Origin of the sequence: Serratia sp. JSRIV001 (assembly GCF_019968745.1) — a bacterium.
In the GTDB taxonomy this organism is placed as follows: domain Bacteria; phylum Pseudomonadota; class Gammaproteobacteria; order Enterobacterales; family Enterobacteriaceae; genus Chania; species Chania fonticola_B.
This window is the reverse complement of sequence record NZ_CP074147.1, coordinates 1,492,648-1,517,172: the sequence shown is the minus strand read 5'-3', so window position 1 is coordinate 1,517,172 and position 24,525 is coordinate 1,492,648. Positions and strand designations below refer to the sequence as shown.

The 24,525-nt window shown below is 47.8% G+C and carries 20 protein-coding genes and 1 pseudogene; 5 read left to right on the top strand and 16 right to left on the bottom strand.

Annotated features, from left to right (window positions below):
- Positions 1-76: 76 nt before the first annotated feature.
- The 4 genes from KGP17_RS06815 to KGP17_RS06800 all read right to left on the bottom strand — a co-directional run bounded on the left by KGP17_RS06815 (position 77) and on the right by KGP17_RS06800 (position 4,612).
- Positions 77-2,731: a fimbria/pilus outer membrane usher protein gene (locus tag KGP17_RS06815; RefSeq protein WP_371822119.1), complete on the bottom strand. Its 2,655-nt coding sequence runs from the start codon at positions 2,729-2,731 to the stop codon at positions 77-79.
- A gap of 77 nt (positions 2,732-2,808) precedes the next feature.
- Positions 2,809-3,510, bottom strand: a complete 702-nt coding sequence (locus tag KGP17_RS06810) for a fimbria/pilus periplasmic chaperone (protein ID WP_021805395.1) — start codon at positions 3,508-3,510, stop codon at positions 2,809-2,811.
- Positions 3,511-3,566: 56 nt separating this feature from the next.
- Entirely contained in the window at positions 3,567-4,118 is a 552-nt protein-coding gene (locus tag KGP17_RS06805; RefSeq protein WP_021805396.1) for a fimbrial protein, read from the bottom strand.
- Positions 4,119-4,231: 113 nt separating this feature from the next.
- Positions 4,232-4,612: a helix-turn-helix domain-containing protein gene (locus KGP17_RS06800; RefSeq protein ID WP_223499073.1), complete on the bottom strand. Its 381-nt coding sequence runs from the start codon at positions 4,610-4,612 to the stop codon at positions 4,232-4,234.
- A 668-nt stretch (positions 4,613-5,280) separates the two neighbouring features.
- On the opposite strand from KGP17_RS06800, the gene KGP17_RS06795 reads away from it, so the two are divergent.
- The 4 genes from KGP17_RS06795 (at position 5,281) to KGP17_RS06780 (ending at position 9,522) form a co-directional block, all read left to right on the top strand.
- Positions 5,281-6,213, top strand: a complete 933-nt coding sequence (locus KGP17_RS06795; protein ID WP_059200094.1) for a GGDEF domain-containing protein — start codon at positions 5,281-5,283, stop codon at positions 6,211-6,213.
- A gap of 320 nt (positions 6,214-6,533) precedes the next feature.
- Positions 6,534-6,869 carry a helix-turn-helix transcriptional regulator gene (locus KGP17_RS06790; protein ID WP_094981214.1) on the top strand — a complete coding sequence of 112 codons (336 nt, stop codon included), beginning with the start codon at positions 6,534-6,536 and terminating at the stop codon, positions 6,867-6,869.
- Positions 6,866-7,579 carry an arsenical resistance protein ArsH gene (gene arsH / locus KGP17_RS06785; RefSeq protein WP_037375253.1) on the top strand — a complete coding sequence of 238 codons (714 nt, stop codon included), beginning with the start codon at positions 6,866-6,868 and terminating at the stop codon, positions 7,577-7,579. Before KGP17_RS06790 ends, arsH begins: the two co-directional genes overlap by 4 nt.
- 470 nt (positions 7,580-8,049) lie before the next feature.
- Entirely contained in the window at positions 8,050-9,522 is a 1,473-nt protein-coding gene (locus tag KGP17_RS06780) for a SulP family inorganic anion transporter (protein ID WP_218519742.1), read from the top strand.
- Positions 9,523-9,601: 79 nt separating this feature from the next.
- Here KGP17_RS06780 and arsC read toward each other — a convergent pair whose 3' ends face one another.
- The 11 genes and pseudogenes from arsC to KGP17_RS06725 form a co-directional block, all read right to left on the bottom strand.
- Positions 9,602-10,027, bottom strand: coding sequence for a glutaredoxin-dependent arsenate reductase (gene arsC, locus KGP17_RS06775; protein ID WP_021805401.1), 426 nt, complete (start codon positions 10,025-10,027; stop codon positions 9,602-9,604).
- Between the two features lie 12 nt (positions 10,028-10,039).
- Positions 10,040-11,329 carry an arsenic transporter gene (locus KGP17_RS06770; protein WP_094981156.1) on the bottom strand — a complete coding sequence of 430 codons (1,290 nt, stop codon included), beginning with the start codon at positions 11,327-11,329 and terminating at the stop codon, positions 10,040-10,042.
- Between the two features lie 46 nt (positions 11,330-11,375).
- Positions 11,376-13,127, bottom strand: a complete 1,752-nt coding sequence (arsA, locus tag KGP17_RS06765) for an arsenical pump-driving ATPase (protein ID WP_094981157.1) — start codon at positions 13,125-13,127, stop codon at positions 11,376-11,378.
- 17 nt (positions 13,128-13,144) lie between these two features.
- Positions 13,145-13,507, bottom strand: a complete 363-nt coding sequence (gene arsD / locus KGP17_RS06760) for an arsenite efflux transporter metallochaperone ArsD (protein ID WP_021805404.1) — start codon at positions 13,505-13,507, stop codon at positions 13,145-13,147.
- 48 nt (positions 13,508-13,555) lie between these two features.
- A complete protein-coding gene (locus KGP17_RS06755; protein WP_094981158.1) occupies positions 13,556-13,906 on the bottom strand; it encodes a transcriptional regulator in 351 nt (116 codons plus the stop codon).
- Positions 13,907-14,171: 265 nt separating this feature from the next.
- On the bottom strand, positions 14,172-15,113 hold the full coding sequence (pfkB, locus tag KGP17_RS06750) for a 6-phosphofructokinase II (RefSeq protein ID WP_021805406.1): 942 nt from the start codon (positions 15,111-15,113) through the stop codon (positions 14,172-14,174).
- A 448-nt stretch (positions 15,114-15,561) separates the two neighbouring features.
- Positions 15,562-16,395: a DUF4942 domain-containing protein gene (locus KGP17_RS06745; RefSeq protein WP_223499072.1), complete on the bottom strand. Its 834-nt coding sequence runs from the start codon at positions 16,393-16,395 to the stop codon at positions 15,562-15,564.
- A gap of 114 nt (positions 16,396-16,509) precedes the next feature.
- A complete protein-coding gene (locus tag KGP17_RS06740; RefSeq protein WP_305801145.1) occupies positions 16,510-16,830 on the bottom strand; it encodes a TA system toxin CbtA family protein in 321 nt (106 codons plus the stop codon).
- Positions 16,831-16,866: 36 nt separating this feature from the next.
- A complete protein-coding gene (locus KGP17_RS06735; protein WP_223499071.1) occupies positions 16,867-17,190 on the bottom strand; it encodes a type IV toxin-antitoxin system YeeU family antitoxin in 324 nt (107 codons plus the stop codon).
- Between the two features lie 12 nt (positions 17,191-17,202).
- A pseudogene (locus KGP17_RS06730) lies at positions 17,203-17,493 on the bottom strand (JAB domain-containing protein); the annotation flags it as partial.
- A gap of 16 nt (positions 17,494-17,509) precedes the next feature.
- Positions 17,510-18,657, bottom strand: a protein-coding gene (locus tag KGP17_RS06725) for an IS3 family transposase (protein WP_223499070.1) whose coding sequence is annotated in 2 segments (ribosomal slippage) — positions 17,510-18,420 and positions 18,420-18,657 — 1,149 coding nt in all. Because the reading frame shifts where the segments join, the coding sequence is not laid out codon by codon here.
- A gap of 159 nt (positions 18,658-18,816) precedes the next feature.
- On the opposite strand from KGP17_RS06725, the gene KGP17_RS06720 reads away from it, so the two are divergent.
- Positions 18,817-22,848, top strand: a complete 4,032-nt coding sequence (locus tag KGP17_RS06720) for a helix-turn-helix transcriptional regulator (protein ID WP_223499069.1) — start codon at positions 18,817-18,819, stop codon at positions 22,846-22,848.
- A 408-nt stretch (positions 22,849-23,256) separates the two neighbouring features.
- Here KGP17_RS06720 and KGP17_RS06715 read toward each other — a convergent pair whose 3' ends face one another.
- Positions 23,257-24,375, bottom strand: coding sequence for a hypothetical protein (locus KGP17_RS06715; protein ID WP_223499606.1), 1,119 nt, complete (start codon positions 24,373-24,375; stop codon positions 23,257-23,259).
- Positions 24,376-24,525: the final 150 nt, after the last annotated feature.

Here is a 24,525-nt window from a genome sequence, read left to right as displayed (position 1 = left end):
ACGTCATTCTCCCTCTTTCTGACCGGCCCCACCGGACCTATGTCAGAAAGAAAAAATAGTTGTGATGCTTCGGCGGTTAACCGTTGTCAACGACCGATTCTGTGCTGTTCTTGGCCAATTTCGACTTATGGGTACCGGGGAGGGAACCCGCAGTGCACGGGGAGGTGAATCTCTGTATCTGGCTCTGTTGTTGCCCTTTGACCATGGGCAGCAAGATATAACTGACGGTGCACTGCATCTCACCACCTTCGCCCCATTTCACCCGCAGTTGTCCCTTGTCTTCTGCTACCCGTGCGTACAGTTGCCCCCCCTGTCCAACCGACCCCACGTTATTACCGGTGCTGTCAAAAATATCCGCCCCGAACGGGACCGGCTCCCCTCTATAGGTCGCAATCACCAGGATTGGCGTGCCCTGCTTGGTGTTGTATTTCAGCCTCACCACAGCCCCGAAGTACGGCGCCACTTTCTGACTGGTATTGTCCAACTCCACATTGGCCGCAGTACCTGTCGGATCGATACTGACTTCATTCATCTGGTATGGGTTCAGGTAAGGCACCACCGCATAGCCACGTGAGTCGACACTCACCCCTGGATACGAGGAGACCTTGGCCCCTTCGGCTCCTTTAGCTTCCACCAAGGCAAAGGTGTCCGAACTGTAAGGCGTAAAGGTCACTCCTCCCGCATGCGCAATAACCGTGCCATTCATCCCGGCCGACGCACTCTGGTAACCTTTACCGGTGCTGACCGTGCCGCTCAACGCCGTAGCCGAGCTGCGGTAACTACCGCTCAGCGACCCACTGGAACCCATGCCCTGGTTGGCGTTCATCGCCGTCACGCCATAGCTAAACTGGTTATCCTGCCCTGCGGTACCGGATACCGTAGCCTGCTCGCCATAACGCCCACTGCTGTCATGCGATAAATCCATGCGTAGCTGAGGCGTGTGGGTTTCATCATTACGCCCCAACGGCAGGCTGAAACTCAGCAGATAGTTGGTCTGTGACCCACCCAGACTGGAGAAACTGCGGTTGATACTCAGGCCATACGACAGGTTTTTGTATCGGTTGTTGTAACCCATCTGGTACTGCTTCTCAGTACCGTCTTTGTTCCAATAGTTCTGCAACGATCCGCTGACATACAGTTGGCCCCAGTTTTCTGGCAATCCCTGTGCGGCGGTGACCGTCAGGCGATTTTTCGCCCGCCAGATAGAATCCGGCGAGAACCCCTGCGCTACCGCATCGCGGGTCTGCATCGCAGTCATAAAGTCCATGTAGCCACTGGTTGAGAAGCGGTATGCCGCCAGCGTCAGGTTGCTGTTGGTTTCACTGATCAGCTTGCTGTAACTCACCTGATAGCTTTGCCCACTCAGGCTGTTACCCGGCTGATGCCGGCCACTCGCATTAGTGGCGTTACCCAAATGGGTGCGTGCCTGTGTGGCATCAAAGGCCAAGGCCCCTATCGGCGTCCCCACCGCAGCACCCAGTTGCAACGCATAGTAATCCTGGCTGGCTTGCATGCCGCCATAACCCGTAACCGAGTTGGTCAATCCAAGCTGGTAGGTTGCCTGGTAAAGCGCAGGTTTCTCACGCAGGTTATCGCTGCGTACTTCACCCGCAGTGATCGAATACCGTGATGAACCTGGGCGTAAGAGCTGTGCGACCGAGGCATACGGCACGCTGAAAGTCTGCTCGGTGCCGTCTGACTCACGCACGGTGACGACCAGATCCCCACCGTACCCGGTCGGGTACAGATCGTTGATCAGAAACTCGCCGGGGGTAACGTTGGTCTCATACAGCACCTGCCCCCCCTGGCGTACGGTGACACGAGCGTTGGTGCGGGCAATGCCACGGATATCCGGCGCGTAACCACGCAGGGACTCCGGCAACATCCGATCGTCGGTCGTCAGTTGAATGCCGGTAAACGGCAGCGTATCGAACAGTTGTCCGGTGGTGTTCGACTGCCCCATCAGCACGCGCGCCTTGAGCTGCGGAATATCGCGCTGCAGATAAGTATTGAGGCTGGTGTACTGGCTCTCACCGTTGTCCGTCCGGGTGTAAGAGCCGTTATGGCGCAGGTACCAGGCCCCGACGTTCACCCCGGCATTCACCCCGGCATACATAGAATTAAAGGTGCTACCATGCGACTCACTGGTGTAACCATTGACGTTGTAGCCCAGCAATAATGCCGGTACACCACTGTCCCACAGTTCCGGATTCACGGTGCCCCGGGCCGTACTCAGCGTGTAAGCCTGTGGGATCATGATATCCAGACGCTGTTCATTACTGTCATAATTAACTTTGGACTCCGGCAGTTTACGCACCAGATCCATACATAATTCGCCCTGGCCTTGCGGACCTAAAAAATCCGCCGGCAGCCTATCATAATTGAATGGTATATTTTTAATCAGCTCGCGGGTCAGGCAGGGATACACAGATTTGTCCGCCCGTGCCTTGAATTCAATATCGGTATTACTGACAAGTTGATTGTTAATGTATAAAGCAGTTTTATATACCCCAGGCAATCCCGTAGACCCATTGGCAAAACGGCTAAGATCCACTGACTTCTGATCGTCAACATTCAGGAATGAAGCATCAAACTCCAGATTTTTTGCGATCTCGGTCGGAGGGTTAATGGAATTTTCAGCACTGGCGCCACCCACGATAAACGTCGATAAGATAGCCATCGCGAGAGGGGTTAATTTTCTCTGGGATCCATACTGCAAATTTTTTGACATAACGCATCCCTTCATAACTCATTCCTGAATAGTGACAATCCTGTCACGCCGAATAGAGTATTTATGCAGCGAAACTATTATTTAATGATGGCATTGAAAGAATTAACTGCACCGTAGTCATTAACAAAATTCCCTGTCACGTTATTGCCCGCCTTCACTGGCAACGTAAATGTCTGTGTTCCATGCGGGGCCACCATCTCACCTTCCACCGTTTTCCCATTCACCGTAATGCTCGCAAAGGAGACATGATAAGGGGTTGGATTGATGGCCTGAAGGCTATTTCCTTTTGCACTCCAGGTGACAGCTTTGACGGCATCATTGGCGTTCCCCACCAACCCGACGGGCCGGTAGAACAGCTTGATGCGCGAGCGGAACGCCATCTGCAACAAATTATCCTCGGCTTTGGCCATTTTTTTGGCCGGTATCTCGAGCACGTTGAGCCAGAATACCGATTCTCTGTCCATCGGCAATGCACCGCCGGTGTAGCTGATACGCAAGGTCTGGCCTTTGCTGGGTTCCACACGGTTCATTGGCGGGGTTAACACAAAAGGTACCTGAATAGCGGCGGGTTTAGCCGCGGTATCGCCAGTATCGATCCAGCTTTGTATCAGCACAGGAGAAGGGCCGACATTGTTGAGTTTGACACTCACCTCTTTTGCATCAGACGGATAGATCACCCGAGTGCCGGTGATCACCACACTGGCCAGGCTGCTGGTCGTAAACAGGGCTACGGCTACCAGACAGAAGGCATGGGCGGTGTTCCGGGGAAAAAACGACATGATAAGCTCCTTGCTGACATGCTGAATGGGGGAGGGTTTCCCCTCCCACCAACGTATTACTTGTACTGAATGGAATAAACAACGTTACTCAGTACGGTACCCGCAGTGGTTGCACCGTCTGCATAGTACTCCACGGCATATGGCAGGTTGGCCGTACCCGCAGTCAGGTCATATGGAACATAAGTGGTATTCAGTCTCTGGTTCTGGTTACCCGCCTGGATCACAGCTTGAGTGGAGCTTGAGCCGTCACGCAGTTGCAGGCTGACATTACTCGCCGTACCGCCCATGTTTTTCAGGTGGCCGGTCACCAGATCAACAGAAGTTCCTGCTTCGAAGAAGGCAGAAACCGTCTGCAAGGTACCTGCGCAATTGCTCAGTGCCATGTTGAAGCCTGTACGTCCTGCGGTCTGGGCAGCGGCTGTCAATTGGTTGATCCCGATGGTTGGCAATTTCACGGTTGCGTCTGCCGCTTGACCATCAACAATAACGTCGCAGGTTGTTGCCGTCAGTTCACCATTGAATGTGATAGTCCCAGTAGAAGCAGCCTGAGCCAGGCCAACAGAGCCAAATAAAGCGACGAGAGATGCAACGATTGTTAACTTTTTCATATATATTCCTACATACCTTGTGTTGTTAAACCATTCTAATGTCCATTAGAATGACGGGGTCATCCATGTGATATGGATATATCTATATATGCTTTATCAATTACAGGAGAAACTCATTCGATAATTAAAGACTTGACCCTTTCATTATCTACAGAGTAGCCGATACCACGCACGTTGATTATCAGATTATCACGAAGACCAATTGATAACAGCTTGCTTTTTAGCTTTTTAATTTCTTGCCAAAGTCGTTGATTAGATGATGATAGACCAAACTCATCCCAAACGTTTCTCATAATGTTATTTTTGCTGATGACTTCTATTCTTCTATTCTTAAGTAAAAATGCTAATAATCGGGGTTGCATTTCATTCAAAAGAACAAGCCTGAAAGACAATGGGCGTTCCTCATCTTCATTGATGAAATACATCAGCCTTCTGTGATTTACATTGAAGTAAATATCTTCATCGATTAGGAATCCATGCAAATTATCTTCCATAACTATCTCGGCTAATTTTTAGATTTTAAAAACCACCCATAATGTGGAGCTATTATAGCTGCAAATTGGCGTATAACAATCCATTCTAAATAATGAAAATCCCATCCATTAAAAATGGAAATCGAGATTTTATTTTTAAAAAACCAGGAATAACAGAGTTTATATCTACTTAATTTTTAAAAATGAATCTTTCAACCAATTTCACTTATTCCGTTTTATTAGCTAAATATATTGAATGTACAATCTTATCGGATTTTTCTGCCATGGCGTTGAATTTTATAATATTATTCATATAGATACACCAATTTCATCATTAGGATTTATCTAACACCACCTCCGTCAAAATGAGCAAAATTGCGCATCATGTCGCTATACAGTCCGTGATGGACCAGTAATTTTTGGCGCCTGAATAGCCCGTTAATGAACGGACTACGTTTGGCCATGATCCTGTCTAGCCCCGTACGGCCGTTGTGCTGGGATATTAAGAGCCGGGCGTTGACCCGAGCAGCCGTTATCTCAGTATCTGAACGTTTGTGACAAGGTCAAAAAACGGACATGCACCTTTCTCAACGACTACACTTGTAAAATTGGTTTGATCGCGTGTGTTCTCTTGATGTTGCGTTGTTTACGAACAACGTTCTCCCTACGATCCCACTAACGGACTTGGTATGAAGATTGAAATTCTTAAACAGGCGGTTATGGATTCGCGAGACGGCATCACCATCTCTGACAATGCCATAGACGACAATCCTTTGATTTTTGTAAACCCGGCTTTCGAGAGAATGACCGGCTACTCCTTCGAAGAAATTACCAACATCAACTGCCGATACCTACAAAATAACGATCGGGAACAGCCAGAGCTGGAGATTGTGCGCAACGCCGTTAAAAATGGCGAGTACTGCCTGGTAACCTTGCGAAACTACCGCAAGGATGGAACCATGTTTTGGAATGAGTTAAGCATATCGCCAATTCATGATGAGAGTGGGGCTGTAACCAATTTTATCGGGATCCAAAAAGACGTAACACCAAGAATGATAATCCAGCAACAGCTTCGTGATGAGCATCGGTCCCTCGAGGAAATGAAAATACACTTCGAGCAACTCTCCATAAAGGATGGACTCACCGGGATTTATAATCGTCGCTTTTTTGATACGCAGTTCGACATTCAATGCAAAATTGCCATCCGTAATGGTGACTCATTGATGCTCGCCATGATTGATGTCGATCACTTCAAATCATTCAATGATATTTATGGGCATCAGGCAGGCGATGCCGCGCTAATACGTGTCGCTGATTGCTTGAGTCAGTCTTTCAAGCGGGGGTCTGATTTTGTAGCCAGGTATGGCGGCGAAGAATTTGTCATTCTCTCCAATGGGATGACCAAAGACCAGGCAACGCTGTATGTGCAGACGCTATGCCAACTCGTACGGGATTTGAGAATACCGCACTCCGCATCCAGCACTGGGTACTTGACTATAAGCATCGGTTTTTCAGTTCATACATTTGGCCAACTGCCCTCGCCTAACGTACTACTGACACATGCCGATAAAGCGCTTTACGTAGCTAAAGCCCGGGGCAAAGATCAGTTTTTCAGTCTTTAGCAAAACCCGCCGTAAACCCTCGACAAATACGGACGGGGATATAAGGCAAAAAGCCCGAAGGGATTTAAAGATCGGTCAGGCGTTGACTGACTCTGAATGTAGGCTCCGAGAGTCTAAATAGTTGCCCCTCCTGCGTTACAGACAAAGTACGATCTTGACCACAACAGCCCTGACACTTGCAGAATTTGTGGGCCGACGGCCGGTCACACCGTATCCGCACGACCTCCTCCCTATAACAACGCGGAGCGTTTATGTTCTTGGTCTTTCGAGAGGAACAGGTTATATTTCCATTATTCTGGAAATATAGAATAAAGGTGTTTATGGAGCTTTCAAAAGCAGCGGATACCCTGAAAGAACTGGGGCATCCAACACGTCTGAGTGTGTACAGAGAGCTGGTTAAAGCCGGGCATCAGGGGCTACCTGTAGGAGAACTGCAAAAGCGGCTTGAGATCCCTGCTTCAACATTAAGCCATCATCTGTCAGCGCTGATTTCAGTTTCCCTTGTGCATCAGGAACGGCAAGGACGAATACTTTTTTGCCATGCTCACTATGAAAGTCTGGACGCACTGATCGCCTTCCTTACTGAGGAATGTTGCACTGGTAGCGCTGATTGTTCCACTACTGCCATAAATCTAAAAAATGGAGAGATAAAATGACGGACGAGCTTAAGAACGTTGACAGAGGTTTATTCGACACGTCAATTAACGAGGGGAGATTCGGTGTTCCTGCCATTCAACATCCTGCCCGCATTCTGATGCTTTATGGTTCTGTACGCGAACGTTCATACAGCCGACTGGCAACTGAGGAAGCAGCAAGATTATTGACTGCGATGGGCGCAGAGGTGCGGATCTTCAATCCTTCTGGCTTGCCTCTTCCTGATGATGCACCTGAATCGCATCCTAAAGTGATGGAGCTACGCGAGCTGGTTCGTTGGTCTGAAGGGATGGTGTGGTGCTCACCTGAGCGGCATGGTGCGATGACCGGCATCATGAAGGCCCAGATTGACTGGATACCCCTATCGGAAGGCGCAGTTCGTCCTTCTCAGGGTAAGACGCTGGCCGTTATGCAGGTCTGCGGTGGCTCTCAGTCTTTCAATGCCGTAAACCAGATGCGCATTCTTGGCCGTTGGATGCGGATGATCACCATTCCAAATCAGTCCTCAGTGGCGAAAGCCTGGCAGGAATTTGATGAGGATGGCCGTATGAAACCATCATCTTTTTACGACCGCATTGTAGACGTGATGGAAGAACTGATGAAGTTTACTCTTCTGACCAGAGGGAGTTCAGCTTATCTCGTTGATCGCTACAGCGAACGAAAAGAGTCGGCAGAAGAGCTTTCCCGGCGAGTCAATCAGAGCAAGATTTGAGGCCTGACATGAGTGATTTGATTGCTTTCAATTCGTGTGTGGCGTTTTTTCAGGCGGCAACATGAGACTGGGCTATCCCACGTTTTGACATCAACCCACCGGAAAATGGCGAAGTAACATAAAAAAAAGCAGGGGGGAGTTACTTCTCCCCTATTTTCCTAAGCCTGTAGTTTTGGGTTTGAAATTCCTTGTTTTTTTATTATAGTTCCCGCATAGCTCATGTGACTGGGCTTGATTTGATGGCTGGATGAATGTGTTTTTACTGGCTACACACTCTTCTGAAAGTAACTAAAGCAGACCTGAGGCCTAAATTTTATCATGTGTATTACGCCACCCTGAGTTTTCCCTTCCTTCGTCGTACTGAGCCAGCCTCTGCACGCACTCAATAACGTCCCGTCTGCGGATGTGTTTTACCGTACATAAATTTTTGCCCTCAAGGGCTGACTGTATCTAAAAACCGAGAAATAACCATGTTGCTGTCCTCAACGCGTAAGGACTGGCTGGGTAACGTCCGTGGTGACGTACTGGCCGGAATTGTTGTCGCGCTCGCACTCATTCCAGAATCGATCGCCTTTTCCATCATTGCCGGTGTCGATCCCCAGGTAGGGCTCTACTCTGCTTTCTGTATCCCGGTAGTTATGGCTTTCTTTGGCGGGCGTCCGGCGATGATTTCTTCATCCACAGGTGCAATGGCGCTGCTGATGGTGACGCTGGTTAAAGACCACGGCCTTCAATATCTGTTGGCGGCTTCCATTCTGACGGGGGTCTTCCAACTGATAGCGGGTTATCTGAAATTAGGCAGACTGATGCGTTTTGTCTCACGCTCAGTGGTAACCGGATTCGTCAACGCGCTGGCAATTCTGATCTTTATGGCGCAATTACCTGAACTGACTAATGTGACCTGGCATGTTTATGCCATGACTGCGGCGGGTCTAGGAATTATTTATCTCTTCCCGTACCTTAACAAAACCATTCCTTCACCACTTGTCTGCATCGTGGTGCTGACTGGCATTGCCATGTGGCTGCATCTGGATGTACGAACTGTAGGTGACATGGGTAAACTTCCAGACAGCCTGCCTGTCTTCCTGCTTCCCGACGTGCCGCTAACTATCCAGACACTGCTCATCATCCTGCCATATTCTGCGGGGCTTGCGGTTGTTGGCCTGCTTGAGTCAATGATGACCGCTACTATCGTGGATGACATGACCGATACCCCCAGTGACAAGAACCGGGAATGCAAAGCGCAGGGTATCGCCAATATTTGTGCGCCCTTTGTCGGAGGAATGGCTGGGTGTGCGATGATCGGGCAGTCGGTTATCAACGTAAAATCAGGCGGGCGTGGGCGACTTTCTACTCTCACGGCTGGCTTAGTGCTGCTTTGCCTGATTGTGTTCCTACGTGACTGGGTATCTCAGATCCCCATGGCAGCGCTCGTCGCGGTGATGATTATGGTATCCATCGGAACGTTCTCCTGGCGCTCGATTATCAACCTGCGTACACATCCACTTTCAACCAGCGTGGTCATGCTCGCCACTGTCGCTGTCGTGGTTGCAACACATAATCTGGCCTTTGGCGTGCTGACTGGCGTACTGATAGCCTCTCTCAACTTTGCCACAAAAATATCCCGGTTCATGAGAGTCACTTCTGTTCTTGAGGATTCGAGCCGAACCTATACCGTTACCGGCCAGGTTTTTTTTGCCTCGGCAGACCGCTTTACCAGACACTTTAATTTCCGCGAAACCATTGAGCATGTGGTGATAGATGTTTCACATGCCCATTTCTGGGACATCACATCCGTCAGCGCTCTGGATAAGGTGGTCATTAAGTTCCGCAGAGAAGGCACGGAAGTTGAGATCCGTGGGATGAACGAAGCTACCAGCACCATCGTTGACCGTTTTGGTGTTCACGATAAACCCGAAGCACTCGAAAAAGCAGGCTTCTGATACTTCGTTAACACGGGTCCCCAGAAAAAAGGGCGAGAACTCTCGCCCTTTCATCATCTCGACTATTTTACCTACACAATCAACTTAAGCGATGCCCCTTTTCATCAACCACCTTCTCACCGTCTTCCTTGGTAAACGCACTTTTCTGCGCCTCCGGAAGAATATCCAACACGACTTCTGAAGGGCGGCACAGCCGGGTTCCCAGCGGCGTCACGACAATGGGACGGTTAATCAGGATCGGATGCTGCAACATAAAGTCGATGAGTTGATCGTCAGTAAAACGGTCTTCGGCAAGCCCTAACGTTTCATACGGCTCAACGTTTTTACGCAGCAGAGCCCGTACTGCAATGCCCATATCGGCAATAAGTTTGCCCAACTCATCGCGTGATGGTGGTGTCTCAAGATAATGAATAATAGTCGGTTCGGTGCCGCTGTTACGGATCATCTCCAACGTATTACGCGAGGTGCCGCAGGCCGGGTTGTGATAAATGGTAATGTTGCTCATATCAGGATCTCATTACAGAGTAACAGAGAGACGTAGCGCCAGCGCGGCCAGCGTTACAAACAGCACAGGCAGCGTCATGATAATACCGGTGCGGAAGTAATATCCCCAAGTGATCGTCATGTTCTTCTGTGAAAGTACGTGCAGCCACAACAGCGTTGCCAGGCTACCAATAGGAGTTATTTTAGGCCCCAGATCGCAGCCAATCACATTGGCATAAATCATTGCTTCCTTGATAACCCCTGAAGCGGTGCTGCCATCAATCGACAATGCGCCGACCAGCACGGTAGGCATGTTGTTCATGATAGATGACAGGAATGCGGTCAGGAGCCCTGTGCCAAAGGTTGCGGCCCAAAGCCCTTGGTCTGCCAGTAAACTCAACACGCCAGAGAGATATTCTGTTAGTCCGGCATTACGTAAACCATAGACAACCAGATACATCCCCAGTGAGAAAATCACAATCTGCCAGGGCGCACCGCGCAGCACTTTACCGGTGTTAATGGCATGTCCTCTTTTAGCGACGACAAACAGGATAGCGGCTCCAACAGCCGCAATAGCGCTAACCGGGATCCCTAATGGTTCCAGCACAAAAAAACCGACCAGCAGAAGAAGTAATACAATCCAGCCGGTTCTGAACGTCGTCGGGTCCTTGATTGCGAGTGCGGGTTGTTTCAGACGTTTCAGGTCATAGGTCGGTGGAATATCTTTACGAAAGAACAGATGCAGCATCACCAGTGTGGCAATAATGGCGGCAATATCCACCGGCACCATCACTGAAGCGTATTCAGTGAAACCCAGATGGAAGAAGTCTGCCGAAACAATATTGACCAGGTTCGACACAATAAGCGGTAGGCTGGCGGTATCGGCAATAAACCCAGCGGCCATAACGAAAGCCAACGTAGCGCTTTTACTGAACCCGAGAGCCAGTAGCATAGCGATAACGATCGGTGTCAGAATGAGAGCCGCACCATCATTGGCAAATAGCGCTGCCACCGCCGCACCGAGCAGAACGATATAGGTAAACAACAGGCGACCACGGCCATTTCCCCAGCGGGAAACGTGCAGAGCTGCCCACTCAAAAAAGCCAGACTCATCCAGCAGCAGGCTGATAATAATGACGGCAATAAAGGTTGCGGTGGCGTTCCAGACGATATTCCACACTACCGGGATATCCGCAATGTGTACCACCCCCGACACCAGAGCCAGTATCGCGCCCAGAGTGGCACTCCAGCCGATCCCTAACCCCTTCGGCTGCCAGATTACCAACACGATGGTCAGGATGAAAATTGCTCCTGCCAGTAACATAAAACCTCCTGACAGGGCAGCGTAACTGCCCTGTATCTGTTAAAAATCAACCTGCGAGCTGTTTGAGTTTGTCGATACCTGTTGGCTCTACTGCAAGAACAGGAACCAACGCAACACGGTTAGTATGCTGGCGCTTAACGGCCTCTATTTGAGGTAGCTCCTGCTGCGCACGCTGACGAAGCAGCGGTGAATGAGTTTCCGCGATGGAAAGACTGTTATTGATAATCCAGCCCCAGGGATGGATCCCCGCCCGTTCAAGATCGGCCTGCAAATTTGCCGCCTCCAACACGGGGGTAGTTTCAGGCAGCGTGACCAGTAAGACTTTGGTGCGCTGCGAGTCCTGAAGCTGCATCATCGGCGTCGTGAAATGAGCTTTATCTCCCATTTTCTTTGCTATCTCCCGGTGATATGCCCCGGTGGCATCAAGTAACAACAATGTATGCCCGGTCGGTGCCGTATCCATGACAACGAATCGTTTACCCGCTTCCCGGATCACCCGCGAGAAAGCCTGGAAAACAGCAATCTCTTCAGTACAGGGAGAGCGTAAATCCTCTTCCAACAGATGTTTCCCCGCCTCATCCAAGTCACGTCCTTTGGTTTCAAGGATATGCTGACGATAACGTTCTGTTTCAGCATGAGGGTCTATTCTGCTGACCTGCAGGTTATTTAGGCTTCCATTGAGGGTTGTACTGAGGTGCGCAGCAGGATCTGACGTCGTGAGATGCACATCAAATCCCATCTCGGCCAGCCTGACTGCTATTGCAGCAGCCATGGTTGTTTTACCCACGCCACCTTTGCCCATCAGCATAATCAGGCCATGTTCACTGCGGGCAATCTCGTCAACCAAAGTGGACAGTGACGGGAGCGATGGTTGTTGCAGCGAGTGTTCTTCAGCGAAGGAAACTGTTTCAGGCCCGGAGGCGAGAAGCCCCCTTAGTGCAGGAACGCCAACCATATTTACTGGTTGAAGGAATAAGGTGTCCGTTGGCAGACCGGCCAGACCGACAGGAAGGGTTGCCAATGCCTCCTGCTCCCGGCCCCATATTGCAGCCGCCAATGCATCGTTTACCGCTGCTGTTTCAGGTAAAACACCGTTGATGACCAGATACTGATTTTTGAGGCCAATCGCCGCAAGCTCATTATGAGTACGGGCGACCTCCTGCAGCGTGGATTTTTGCAGTCTTGCCACTAAAACCAACCGCGTACGCTCCGGGTCAGACAAAACCTTAACGGCGTGCGAATATTGCTCACGCTGTTTTTCCAGCCCTGCCATCGGGCCAAGACAGGAAGCCCCGTCTGGATTGCTCTCAATAAAGCCACTCCACGCTCCAGGTAACTGGAGAAGGCGAATGGTGTGGCCCGTAGGCGCGGTATCAAAAATGATATGGTCAAAACGGGTCAATAATGATGCGTCAGTCAGCAACCCGGTAAATTCATCAAAAGCTGCAATTTCTGTGGTACATGCACCTGAGAGTTGCTCGTTAATACTGTTAACGACATCATCAGGCAGAATGCCTTTGATGGGATCAACAATTCTGGCTCGATATTCCTGGGCGGCTGCCTGTGGATCGATTTCCAGCGCTGAAAGTCCTGGTACAGAGATCACAGGCAGAATGGTGTTGCCAATAGTCTGGTCAAAGACCTGGCCGACATTTGAAGCCGGATCGGTGCTGACAAGCAGAACCCGCTTGCCCTGCTCCGCCAGACGGATAGCCGTGGCGCAGGAAATAGAGGTTTTACCGACGCCCCCTTTACCGGTAAAAAACAGGTAAGGGGGAATATTCTGTAAGAATTTCATCTGTCCTCCAGACATGTTCAGCAACAGGAAGTCTTACCGCCACAGCAACCCGTAGGAGCTAATCCTATCTTCTCCAGTGGTATACTAAACCAGCGAGCCAACTCGGCACGTTTCGGGTATCGCCCTGCCATTACCGTTTCTCCGTCCAGTAACAGCAGTGGCAGTCCTTCAGCCCCCGATGCCTCAAGGAACGCTTTAGCTTTCTCGTTTTGTACAAAGTTCATGGGTTGCTGCGCCAGGTTATAACGGTCAACCTGGACGCCTCGCTGTTTCAGCCATTGCACATCCGCAGAAAAATCAACCAGAAACTGCTCGACCTCAGTACCGCAAACGCCGGTACTACAGCACATCGCTGGGTCAAACACCGTTAACGTTTTCATTTTTAACACCTCACATTCGAAAAAACATATGTGTATAGGTAAATTTTTTTAAAGACAAATAGCCTTGCCGCTGCCAGAGCAGTTGGCTGATACCAGCTTGCGAGCAATGCTCTGAACGTCTTCTTGTTGGCTTAACCAGGCCTGCTCGATAACCTGAGCAGCCCAGGAAGGAATATGCGGAGATAATCTGTAGTGAACCCATTTCCCCTGCTTACGATCCAGCAACAGTTCGCTTTCCCGTAACATTGCCAGATGGCGGGAGATCTTGGGCTGCGACTGCTCCAATGCTGCGCAAAGATCGCACACACACAACTCCCCCATCTCCTTGAGCAGGAGCACGATACCCAGACGGGTTTCATCGGATAGGTTTTTGAAGAGCTGTAAGGGGGTAAGCGGCATAGTTATCTCCTGATGATCGACCTTAATCATAATCGGATTGGATATGGAGTCAATTATATATTCGAATTTTCATATGTGAAATCACGAATAACCGCAAACGTTGATGCCAGTTTGCCTTGTAACGTGATAGCACGGCACAATTTTATCACTGGCTGAGCAAAGTAAATGATCCATACCCGCGAATATCCCTGATTGCGTAGGCTTAAGCTTTTTATGGATGATTGATCCTATTGCAAAATAACCCGCGTCGTAGAGTTTTCCAAACTCAGCCACGCGAACTTTTGCAAATGTAGTCATACAGGCGCTGGGTATCCGCCAGTGAACAGAGCCGCGTTCCAAGATTAAGCGTGGCTGCACTGCCTGCTGCAACGCCGAACCGAACCATATCCACCAGCTCTGCCCCGTTCGCCAATTTCAGCACCATCGCGCCTACCATGCTGTCACCTGCCCCGACGGTGCTAAGTTTCTTCACCGGTGGCGGGACTATCTGTATACAGGTATCACTATCAACCGCGAGAGCCCCTTGAGGGCCGAGTGATACAATAACCCGCTCAGCTCCGCCCTGTTGTACCAACGCCTTAGCGGCAGCCCGGACATCATCAGGATGCTCCAATGACCGCCCGATAAGCGCAGACAGTTCATTCTGATTCGGTTTTACCAAAGCCAGCCCCCCTACATCCAGGCAGGCCTGTAAAGCATCCCCGGAACTGTCGACGATACACTGCAATCCCATGGCTTGCGCCTGCTTAATCAGGTCGGTTAATTTTGCCAGCGTGGTGCCCGGTGGCAAGCTGCCACTCACCACCAGAATCGAACCATGGGGGATCTTCTGCACCTTCAACAGAATCTGGTCAAACTCGGCATCATTAACCCTTGCCCCTGGCATAACAAAACGAAACTGTTCACCGCTATTATCCACATGGACATGCAGGTTCTGCCTTGTCCAGTCCTGAGCTTTCAGGGTTTCTGTAACAATGCCTTCCCGATCAAGCAACTCTTTTAAATGCTCACCCGTTGGCCCACCAATGGGAAAAATCGCACTGGCTTGCCCACCAAGATAAACAACGGCACGGGCAACATTGATACCGCCCCCACCAGGTTCAAAAATGGGGGTGGTGCAGCGCAGTTTCCCTTCAGGGTAGATCTTGGGAGTGGTCGTCGCACTATCGAGAGAAGGGGAAAGTGTTAAAGTAAAAATCTGAGTCATGATGGTCAAATCCTCTTTTTCTGATTTTACTTTGTTGATTTGGTTGAGGAGCAAAAGGGAAAATGTGGGTCATGCACCGAAACTGGGAGCATTTATCCGAGCCTGAATATATCCGTACACCACAAGTATATACCCTAGTTGTCTTGAGCATCAGGCGGGCGGGAAACGCTGTTTGAAGAAGCGATATCAGCATCTCTTATCGAATCCATTAGTGTATAAAATTTCATCGAACGGGGAACCCGTCAGTTGGTGTGGATTGATACAGGCAAAATCAGTTAGCGTCTTGACGCGCTAAAATCAGCTAATCCACTGAATTTCAGGCATAAAAAAACCCTACAGGATTCGAATACATCAAGTATTGATATGTTTTATATGGATAAAATCGTGTTCGATAAAATTTGTACCAACATTTATACCAACAGATAAATTTGTTAGAAAATACAGCCTATTATCGCTGGACTAGCATGCCCGGATAATGCTTGGCAATGATATCATTCATTCTCTCAGTCAGCTCAGGTCGCTTGAATGTCAGATGAGCGGTTCCTTTCTGAAAGTAACGAATGCTGAAAAATGCATCTTCGTAAACATCCTTCGAAGGGTTATCACGAATATGCTCCATCAACCGAGTAGTAACATCACCACGGTTGTCAGGGATGGGTTTTCCATCCAACAGAAACAGCATTCGCTCCAGGTCCGCCAGTTGATCCCGCCGCCAGCCCCAGTTCAAACTAAAGCCCCAGCGGCTATGCGTCACCAGATTGTTGACGATGATCTTTTTACCAAAGCTGCAAGGACTATTGGTTTTGTAATCCCACGACAGCCCTTTAAAGACATTGATAATTCCGCGCTCAAATACATCCATTTTGTTCAGATGTAGCTGCTCAAAAGTACTCAGGACATTCGCTTCGCTGATGGCAGGCAGATCCCCCTCCTCCAGGTTCTTATGCCACTGATCGCGAGCCTGAGCATCCATCAAGGCCATAATGCCAGACTTCAACATTAAATCGCGCCAGATACTGCGATCGATATTGCGGGTGATCGCAGGCAGCGCTTTATCAACCTTTTCGGTCATCCAGCTATCGTAACGGTGCCCGGCTTTCATCGCCCAGTCTTGCGCTGTGCCACCGCCAATTTCTGAGGTTAGCCGTGATATGGCATCAAGCTGCTCAATGATCTGTTGAATCTGCATAAGCGCGGAATCGCGACCAGTAACAATGCGCTCGATACTGGTAGAAAGGATGAGTTCATTATGTTCCGTCAACACGTCGGGTTCTGTTTGCATCGTTAATCGCCCATAAAAGCAAACACGCCTGCCAGGAGTAGCAGGCGCATTATGCGATGAATAAAAAGAGTGGAAAGTGCGGAGGTAAAAATCAGGAATGAGGCTCGAAAAAATTTACGTATTCATCAGCCCGGTAGCACGCCTTGCTCTGAGAATATCGGTGGCGGTCAGGAATGGCGTCTGCTCCTGCCAACTGAAACCCTTACGATCAGTGCGCACCAGTTCATAGCGATTCACCAGGAAATTCACTGCATCGGCAAGCGTGATCCCTGCCTCGATATGTTCCTGGATGGCCGTGTCATCATGGAATGGTGTGTCGTTGAGTGTGAGGCCGTAATGGTGCTCCAGCAGATACGTTAACAGTTGCTGCCAGACCTGTACGGGCGACGGGCGTGACGAAACCGGCACCGAGGCCGGTACAGATGAAATCTGCATGAGTTGAGTCCTGATAAAAGAAGAAGAGAGAAGGTGTTACTGGGTTGGATAAATAGAAATGTAAACGTAGCCGCAGCTACCACGGGTATCAGCGATGCAGGTTAAACTCGCAAGCTGAATGGTCACCTGATGTTGCTGACGTGGATTTAGCTCGCCGGAGCGCAGCAAATTTTCCAGTTGTTCTATAAACAGCGGGAAAGCCTGATCCAGTTTCTGTAATTGCTCCGGGCTGAAGCTCCCCGTCAACCCAGCCCTGTCAGTCAGGTAATGCAGCCGGTTACCTTCCTGAACCAATCTTGCGCCAAATTGTGGGGTGATATCGCTTTGTAACCCCCATTCATGAGGTGGTGTTAATGGCATGAAAACCTCCGTTTAAAGCAAACCCTGCTCAGCAAAAGAAACCACTTTATTCCCAACCACAAGATGATCCAGCACTCGCACTTCGACCAGTGCCAACGCTTTTACGATCCGCTGAGTAACATGTTTGTCCTGCTGGCTGATTTCTGTCGTACCTGACGGATGGTTGTGTGCCAGGATTACTGCAGCGGCGTTGTGGCGCAGAGCCGCTTTCACCAGCTCACGGGGATGTACTTCTGTATGGCTGATGGAGCCCGTAAACAACGCTTCGTGCTCAAGCAGGCAATGCTGGTTATCAAGATACTGAATCGCCACGGATAATCTAGACACTTCTGAGCCGTTGATAATATTGATTTTCATATTCCGTCGGTGACATATGATCACTCGAACCATGCCGACGCTTACTGTTATAAAACATTTCGATGTAATCAAAAATATCACTGCGGGCTTCTTCCCGCGTTCCGTAGATCTTTTTCTTTATCCGTTCACGCTTCAGTAGCTGGAAAAAACTTTCTGCAACTGCGTTATCGTGACAGTTACCACGACGGCTCATACTGCCCTCCAGTCCAAGTGATTTCAGGAATGACTGCCATTCATGGCTTGTATACTGACTACCTTGATCAGAATGAACCAGCACCTGTTTTTGAGGATTACGCCGCCACACGGCCATCAGAAGCGCATTCAGGACAATATCTTTTGTCATCCGGGGTTGCATTGACCAGCCGATAACTTTGCGCGAAAACAGGTCAACAACCACGGCCAGATACAGCCAGCCCTCGTGGGTTCGGATGTAAGTTATGTCCGTTACCCAACGTTCATCCGGTGCTTCCGAGTTGAACTGCCGCTGGAGCCTGTTGGGTGTCACGATACTGGCCTCCCCTTTACGAGCTCTTGGGCTTCGGTATCCGACCTGAGCCTTTATCCCGGCACGCTTCATCAGCCGCCAGACCCGGTTAATCCCGCACTGTTGACCGCTATCTCGCAGGTCGAGATGGATCTTACGATAGCCATAAACGCAACCGGACTCCAACCAGAACTGTTTGATTTGTCCTGTCAGCCTCATATCTGTCTGATGCCGTGGTGAATGTGGCTGCTGAAGCCAGGTGTAAAACCCACTTGGATGAACATCCAGCACCCGACAGAGCAGACGAACAGGCCAACAACAGGTGTTATCACGGATAAAGGCGTACCTCAGTCGGACAGCTTTGCGAAGTACGCCGCGGCTTTTTTTAATATGTCCCGTTCGTCAGTAACTCGTTTCAGCTCTTTTTGGAGTCGGCGGATCTCGGCCTGAGCATCTGACTGTTCTTTGTTGGTGGAAGAGTCAGGCCCGTACTTCTTTATCCAGGCGTAAAGGCTGTGGGTGGTGATGTCGAGACGTGTTGCAACGCTGGAAACAGAATGGCCACGATCAACAACCTGTTTGACCGCTTCAATTTTAAACTCTTCAGGATAACGCTTACTGCTCATGTGCACCTCTCTTTAGGCCATTTTAAATGACTCTGAGGTGTCTGTTAAACCCGTGGCGATTCATCGTAACAGGTCTGGCCTACCCCCACCCGATTGTGCATTGACGCTCATCTTTTAGACAGATATTGTGATGTCATATTAAAAATATGAGGTTTTGTAATGAATGAGCTCCTTTTACCAGAGCAAGTTAAAGCTGCAAGAGCTCTTCTCGCTTGGTCTCAACAAGAACTGGCCTCCAAAGCAAATGTGGCAACATCTACACTTGCGGATTTTGAGCGTGGCTTTCGTACTCCAGTAGCAAATAATGCACAAGCTATCCGTGATGCCTTAGAAGCTGAAGGTTTGCAGTTTATAGCTGGTGGGGTAGTTGAAAGGGGTATGTTGCAGCAACCTGAAAATGTAAAACCTGGTTCTTTGATGCGCTGGATTAATGCAACTCACCTTTCACAGTGGGGTGAACGGAGAGATGGTCAGAGTGGTATTCCTGAATTATTACGACGTTTAATTTTTGCAACGGTAGGTCCTGCCGCAAAAGTTCATTTCCCATCAGATGAGAGTGTGCAATATCCTGGTTGGGATGGTGAGTGTAAAACGAATTTGGGTTTGGGCTTTGTTCCTGAGGGTGATTCTGTTTGGGAAATTGGTGCTCAACGTACCTCTATCCGCGCTAAGGCAGAAGAAGATTTTAATAAAAGATCTGGGAATCCACTCGGGTATAGTCCAGACAAAACAACGTATGTATTCGTTACTCCACAACGCTTTCCTGGTAAAAATAAATGGGTAGAGGAGAAAAAATCTCTCAATATTTGGCTGAATATCTGTGCCATTGACGCTGATGATCTTGTCCATTGGTTAGAAATTTATCCTGCGGTCGCTCAGTGGTTGTCAGTAAAAATAGGTCATCGGCCACAAGGATTACGTAATATTGAAGAGTCATGGAACGAGTGGATTCACGCAACGAGAACACCTCTCACTCCTGATGTTATCTTGGCCGGACGTGATGAAGAACAAACAAAAGTCCTTAGATGGTTAAGAGATTCACCGCAACAACTATCGGTGCAAGCCGAAGCTCCCGATGAAGCACTAGCTTTTCTTTATGCATCTATAAGTCCTCTGCCTGAAGAGTATAAGCTGTTCTATTGGAGCAAATGTGTCGTAGTTGACAACGCAACAACAGCCCGGCAACTAGCTGGTTTAGGCACGCCATTAATCATTGTTCTCACTATTTCAGAACCGGGGATTGCACAATCTCTTGTTAATAATGGTCACCATGTCTACGCTATCTATGGTTCAGATGTGTCTCATCTATCCGGTCATTCAATACGCCTCCCCCGCCCCTGGAGATTTGAGCTAAAAATAGCATTAACTCATGCTGGATTAAATGAGGAGGATGCTCATCGTTATGCCCACGCATCAGGTCGCAGCATTACGGTATTAAGGCGTTTAATGCCCATAGCCCCAAACTATAAACCACAATGGGCTGAACATGTTTCATCTGAGCTTATTGCCGCAATGTTCGCGGGGGGTTGGGATGAAACCTCATCTCAAGATCAAAAAATTATTAGTGATTTAGCTGGTTGCTCTTATAAGCAGGTAGAAGAAATCTTGGCACCGTTAGCATCCACTTTTGGTGGTCCATTAATTCGTTCTGGTAATCTTTGGAAAGTAGTTTCATTACGAGATCTTTGGACTCAAGTAGGTAATCAGCTAACTTCCAACCAACTAAAGCGCTTTGAGAATACGTTCCGTTCGGTGATGAGCGCCATTGACCCCCATTTTGAGACTCAACCTAATACCGATACCTTCTATGAAGATAATAGCGTAATGAAACCATCAGGTAGTATCAGACGTGGCTTAACAGAATCGATGATTGCCTTGGCTGTTTTCCCAGAGGTAGCAACGCTTATTACGGATGTATCTTTTCATGTGAATAGTGCGGTGTATAAGTTGCTTAATAATGCAACTGGGCCACTTTGGTGGTCTTTGTCTCAGGATTTCCATAATCTTGCAGAAGCAGCCCCAACGGTATTTCTAGACGCTGTAGAAGCTGGGTTGGAAGGCGATTCACCTCAAATTTTGTCATTATTCCGAAGTGATGAGGGGATAATGCAACCCACAGAGTATCTTTCAAATTTGTTATGGGCATTAGAGATGTTAGCACGTAGCCCGCGTTATCTAATGCAATCTGCACTTTTACTGGCTTGGTTAGATGATGTTGATCCTGGAGGTCGATGGGGAAACCGTCCGGCAGTTTCTTTAAGGCGGATTTTTGTTAGTTGGTCACCACAAACTTATGCTAATTCATCACAACGTATTAAGGTCATTGATCGGATCATCTCGCTGCATCCAATTGCTGGTTGGAAGTTATTGCTCGCATTAGCACCTCGTTCACACGATACTTCAGAACCTTCTTCTATGCCAAATTGGCGTGATTTCACTCCTAATGAGCCGGAGTCGATTACCTGGTCCTCTGTTGCAACAGCAGCATGTGAAATCGGTGACAGATTATTAATGTATATAAATGGGAGGTGCGAACGGTGGTTTGAACTTTTTCACCTTTGGGGGAATTTTGATTCAAACTGGAAATTTTCAGCAACTAAGCAATTAGCTGATTACTCCCTTAACCTCACATCTTCTGATGAAAAAGAAAGGTTGTGGAATGAGTTACGGCGTTTTTTACAGAGAAACCGTGGCTTCAAAGATGCTCCATGGGCTCTGTCTGAAGAAGAATTAACACCGTTGGATGCTATATTTCTTTCACTAACACCAGAAAATGTCGAGGAGCGTTTTCGCTGGCTATTTTGTGCAGGGGCCAATGAGCTAGGCGAAAATTATGATTGGCAAACACAACGAAATAGGCTCGAAGAGAGACAATCGGAAGCAGTAGAATTTTTACTTGCAGAACTTGAAGTTGAACAAATATTTCATTTCTCTTCAACAATTACGCTGCACTACGATTTTGGTCTTGCTTTAGCACGATCCTCAACAAAGTGTGGGTATAAACATATTCTAATGAAAAAAGCCCTAATGTCTGGTGATTCAGATATAGCAAATATTGGTTTAGGCATTCTTTATGGACTCAAAGCCACGAAAGGTTCAGAAAGCGAAACTTGGGTTCAAACATTATGGGAACAAGCTATAACTGCGAATTGGGGGGAATTAGCGGAAGTACGCATTGCCCAAGTATTACCAACTGTAATGTCGCTTTGGCTTAAAATTGAGTCAAGACCAGGCAATATTAGTAAAATATATTGGGAAACGCTCCCTGTATTTATGATTTCCGGAAATGTAGAGGCTAAATATGTCATTGACTATTTACTTTTGGCAAATCGGAGTCACGATGCCCTTGCGTGGCTTGCTAATAATCTAAAAACGAAACCAGATGGTTCGCTTATTATTAGAGCAATGCATGCTGCTGTAAGCGCCAAAGAAAAATTCAATAATGATAATACGATGTCGAGCTATTATATCGGTATTCTCCTGGATTATTTGGAGAGTGATGTAAATACTTCAAAAGAAGAAATTGTGAGGCTCGAATGGATCTACTTCCAAGTCTTACGCCATTCACGACATCCAGCTAGGAACCTACATCAGGCTCTAGCCCAAGATCCTGTATTTTTTACTTCCCTAATGAAATTACTCTACCTGCCTAAAGAAGATAGTGATGTGGTTGAACCTGAACCAACAAATCCTAAGCAAGCCCGTGATATGGCAAGCCAGGCATATCAAGTTTTGCATGATTGGAGCATCGTACCTGGAACAGATCAACACGGGACTATTGACTCTTCTGCGTTGATGTCGTGGGTCAAACAAGCTCGTCAATTATTGAAGGCTGCAGGTCGTGGTGAAATTGGTGATGACAAGATAGGCATGATTCTCTCTGCCGCAAAACGAACAAAAAATGAAGCATGGCCGCCAGAACCTGTTCGAGAAGTTCTTGAGTATGCACGGAGCAGAGCAATGGACGATGGTTTTAAAGTTGGGGTTTACAACCGTCGTGGCGCAACTATACGTATGCCACATGATGGAGGGGAGCAAGAACGAATACTGGTAGAGCGCTATAAACAAGATGCTGATGATCTTCGATTTGAATGGCCTCGTACGGCAGCTTGCCTAGACCATATTGCTGCAAGTTATCAACAAGATGCAATTCGGGAGGATCTCAGTGCGGATCAAGGAGATTGGTTATAAGTTTTTTAAAAATTCCCTAGTTAAAATAATCGAAGGAAATATATATTTTTCAGTAAGATATATATTTTCCAACTGAGAGTTCTCCAGACGCCATTTGAACAACAGATTGACGTTGATACCGTTCTCGAGCTCCAGTTTTGATATGTATCCGTTGGGTTCACAGTAGGGACAACAAGCCGTTGCCTAAATTCAGGAACATAGTTGTACTTGCCACGGACACTGTTCTTATTCGCATGCTTAAGCTGTAAGATGATATATATTAGCTCAGACTTGAGCTGACAGTTTTCTCAGGCAGCGCACAATATAATCTGACAGTTGGTTTTGAGCGAGAAACGGACATTTTCCTCCAAGAGGAGGAGGGAACATATCTAAAAGTGAACGGTGCGGTTTTCATGGATACTTACAGTGTTAATCTGGTAATAAAGATTGCCACCACTTATTCAAAATGGAATGGGTCATAAAGTTGAATGTGTTTAAATTAATAGGAACATCCTCATCCACCCATGTTCCACCTAAGGTTGAACATCCTCTCGCTCGCTCAGCATACCCATCCCATACTTCAGGGTGGGAACACATCGGCTCAGGGAATGGCTGCCCTCCATGTAATGCCTTAGAACGGTAGCTATATATTTTTTTAAAAATCGCTGACAACGATTCTATTTTCCAATCAATTCTTCCTGATTTTGGCCTCGCTTGAGGTTCATCTGGAAGGAAATAGAGGCAAAAATCTACAAACTTCTTTGTCGCCCCAAATGAATCTTTAAACTCGTTAGCAATAATAGGAATTAAATGTCTAAATTCATTGGTATCCAAGTTTTCATATAATTCAGGTTTGGCATGTTTAAATCTTTCTTCTTTAGATGCATTGGATTTTGCCCACTGGCTGGCCGCACATTCTAGGGCTGACACCATCAATAGCCAACTCATGTTTGGAGATGACTCGCATATCCATAATGCATTTTGATAACTTCTGGCTGTTCTAATTAAATGATTGAAATTCCTTTCACTTAAGATATGTAAATCGTTAAGTACCTTAAGGTTATTTATATCAATATCTTTGATAGCATTAGGTACTATGGGTACGTTATGTTTAAACGCTAAGACAGGTGGAAAAGAACTCTCTGCTTGAATCCTTCCGAAATCACCTGTGTGGTTATCATAGTGACGATTAATTGATCCAGCATGAAAACGGACACCAAGTAATAAACTTGAAAGCGCAGCTATTTCATCATTATACCACCCACCATGATAATCCTTTGTATGACTTTGAGAGCTAGAAAGAATCATATTGTTTAGGTTACTATACCACTTTGTGCGCACTGTAATTGAAGATGCAACAGTGGATGGTTTGGTTCTCCTGGGTAGCATATTCAGAAAACAGTAAACAGAATTATCATCAACCTCCCCAATTGGTTGACTGTCGGAATAGAGAGAAAACTCAGTAATACACCATAAGTCACTTCCTTGATGTGCCAAGCTTAAGTTTTTGTAAGATAATAGACTTGCATACATATGATTAATGGGCATTTTCACTAGATTAATTTTTAGTAGGAAGTAGGAGGTAGGAGGTAGGAGGTAGGAGGTAGGAGGTAGGAGGTAGGAGGTAGGAGGTAATCTAAGGGATTGTGTTTACAAACGCAAACAGTAGAGGAAATTATTCCTCCAAACAGTGATTTG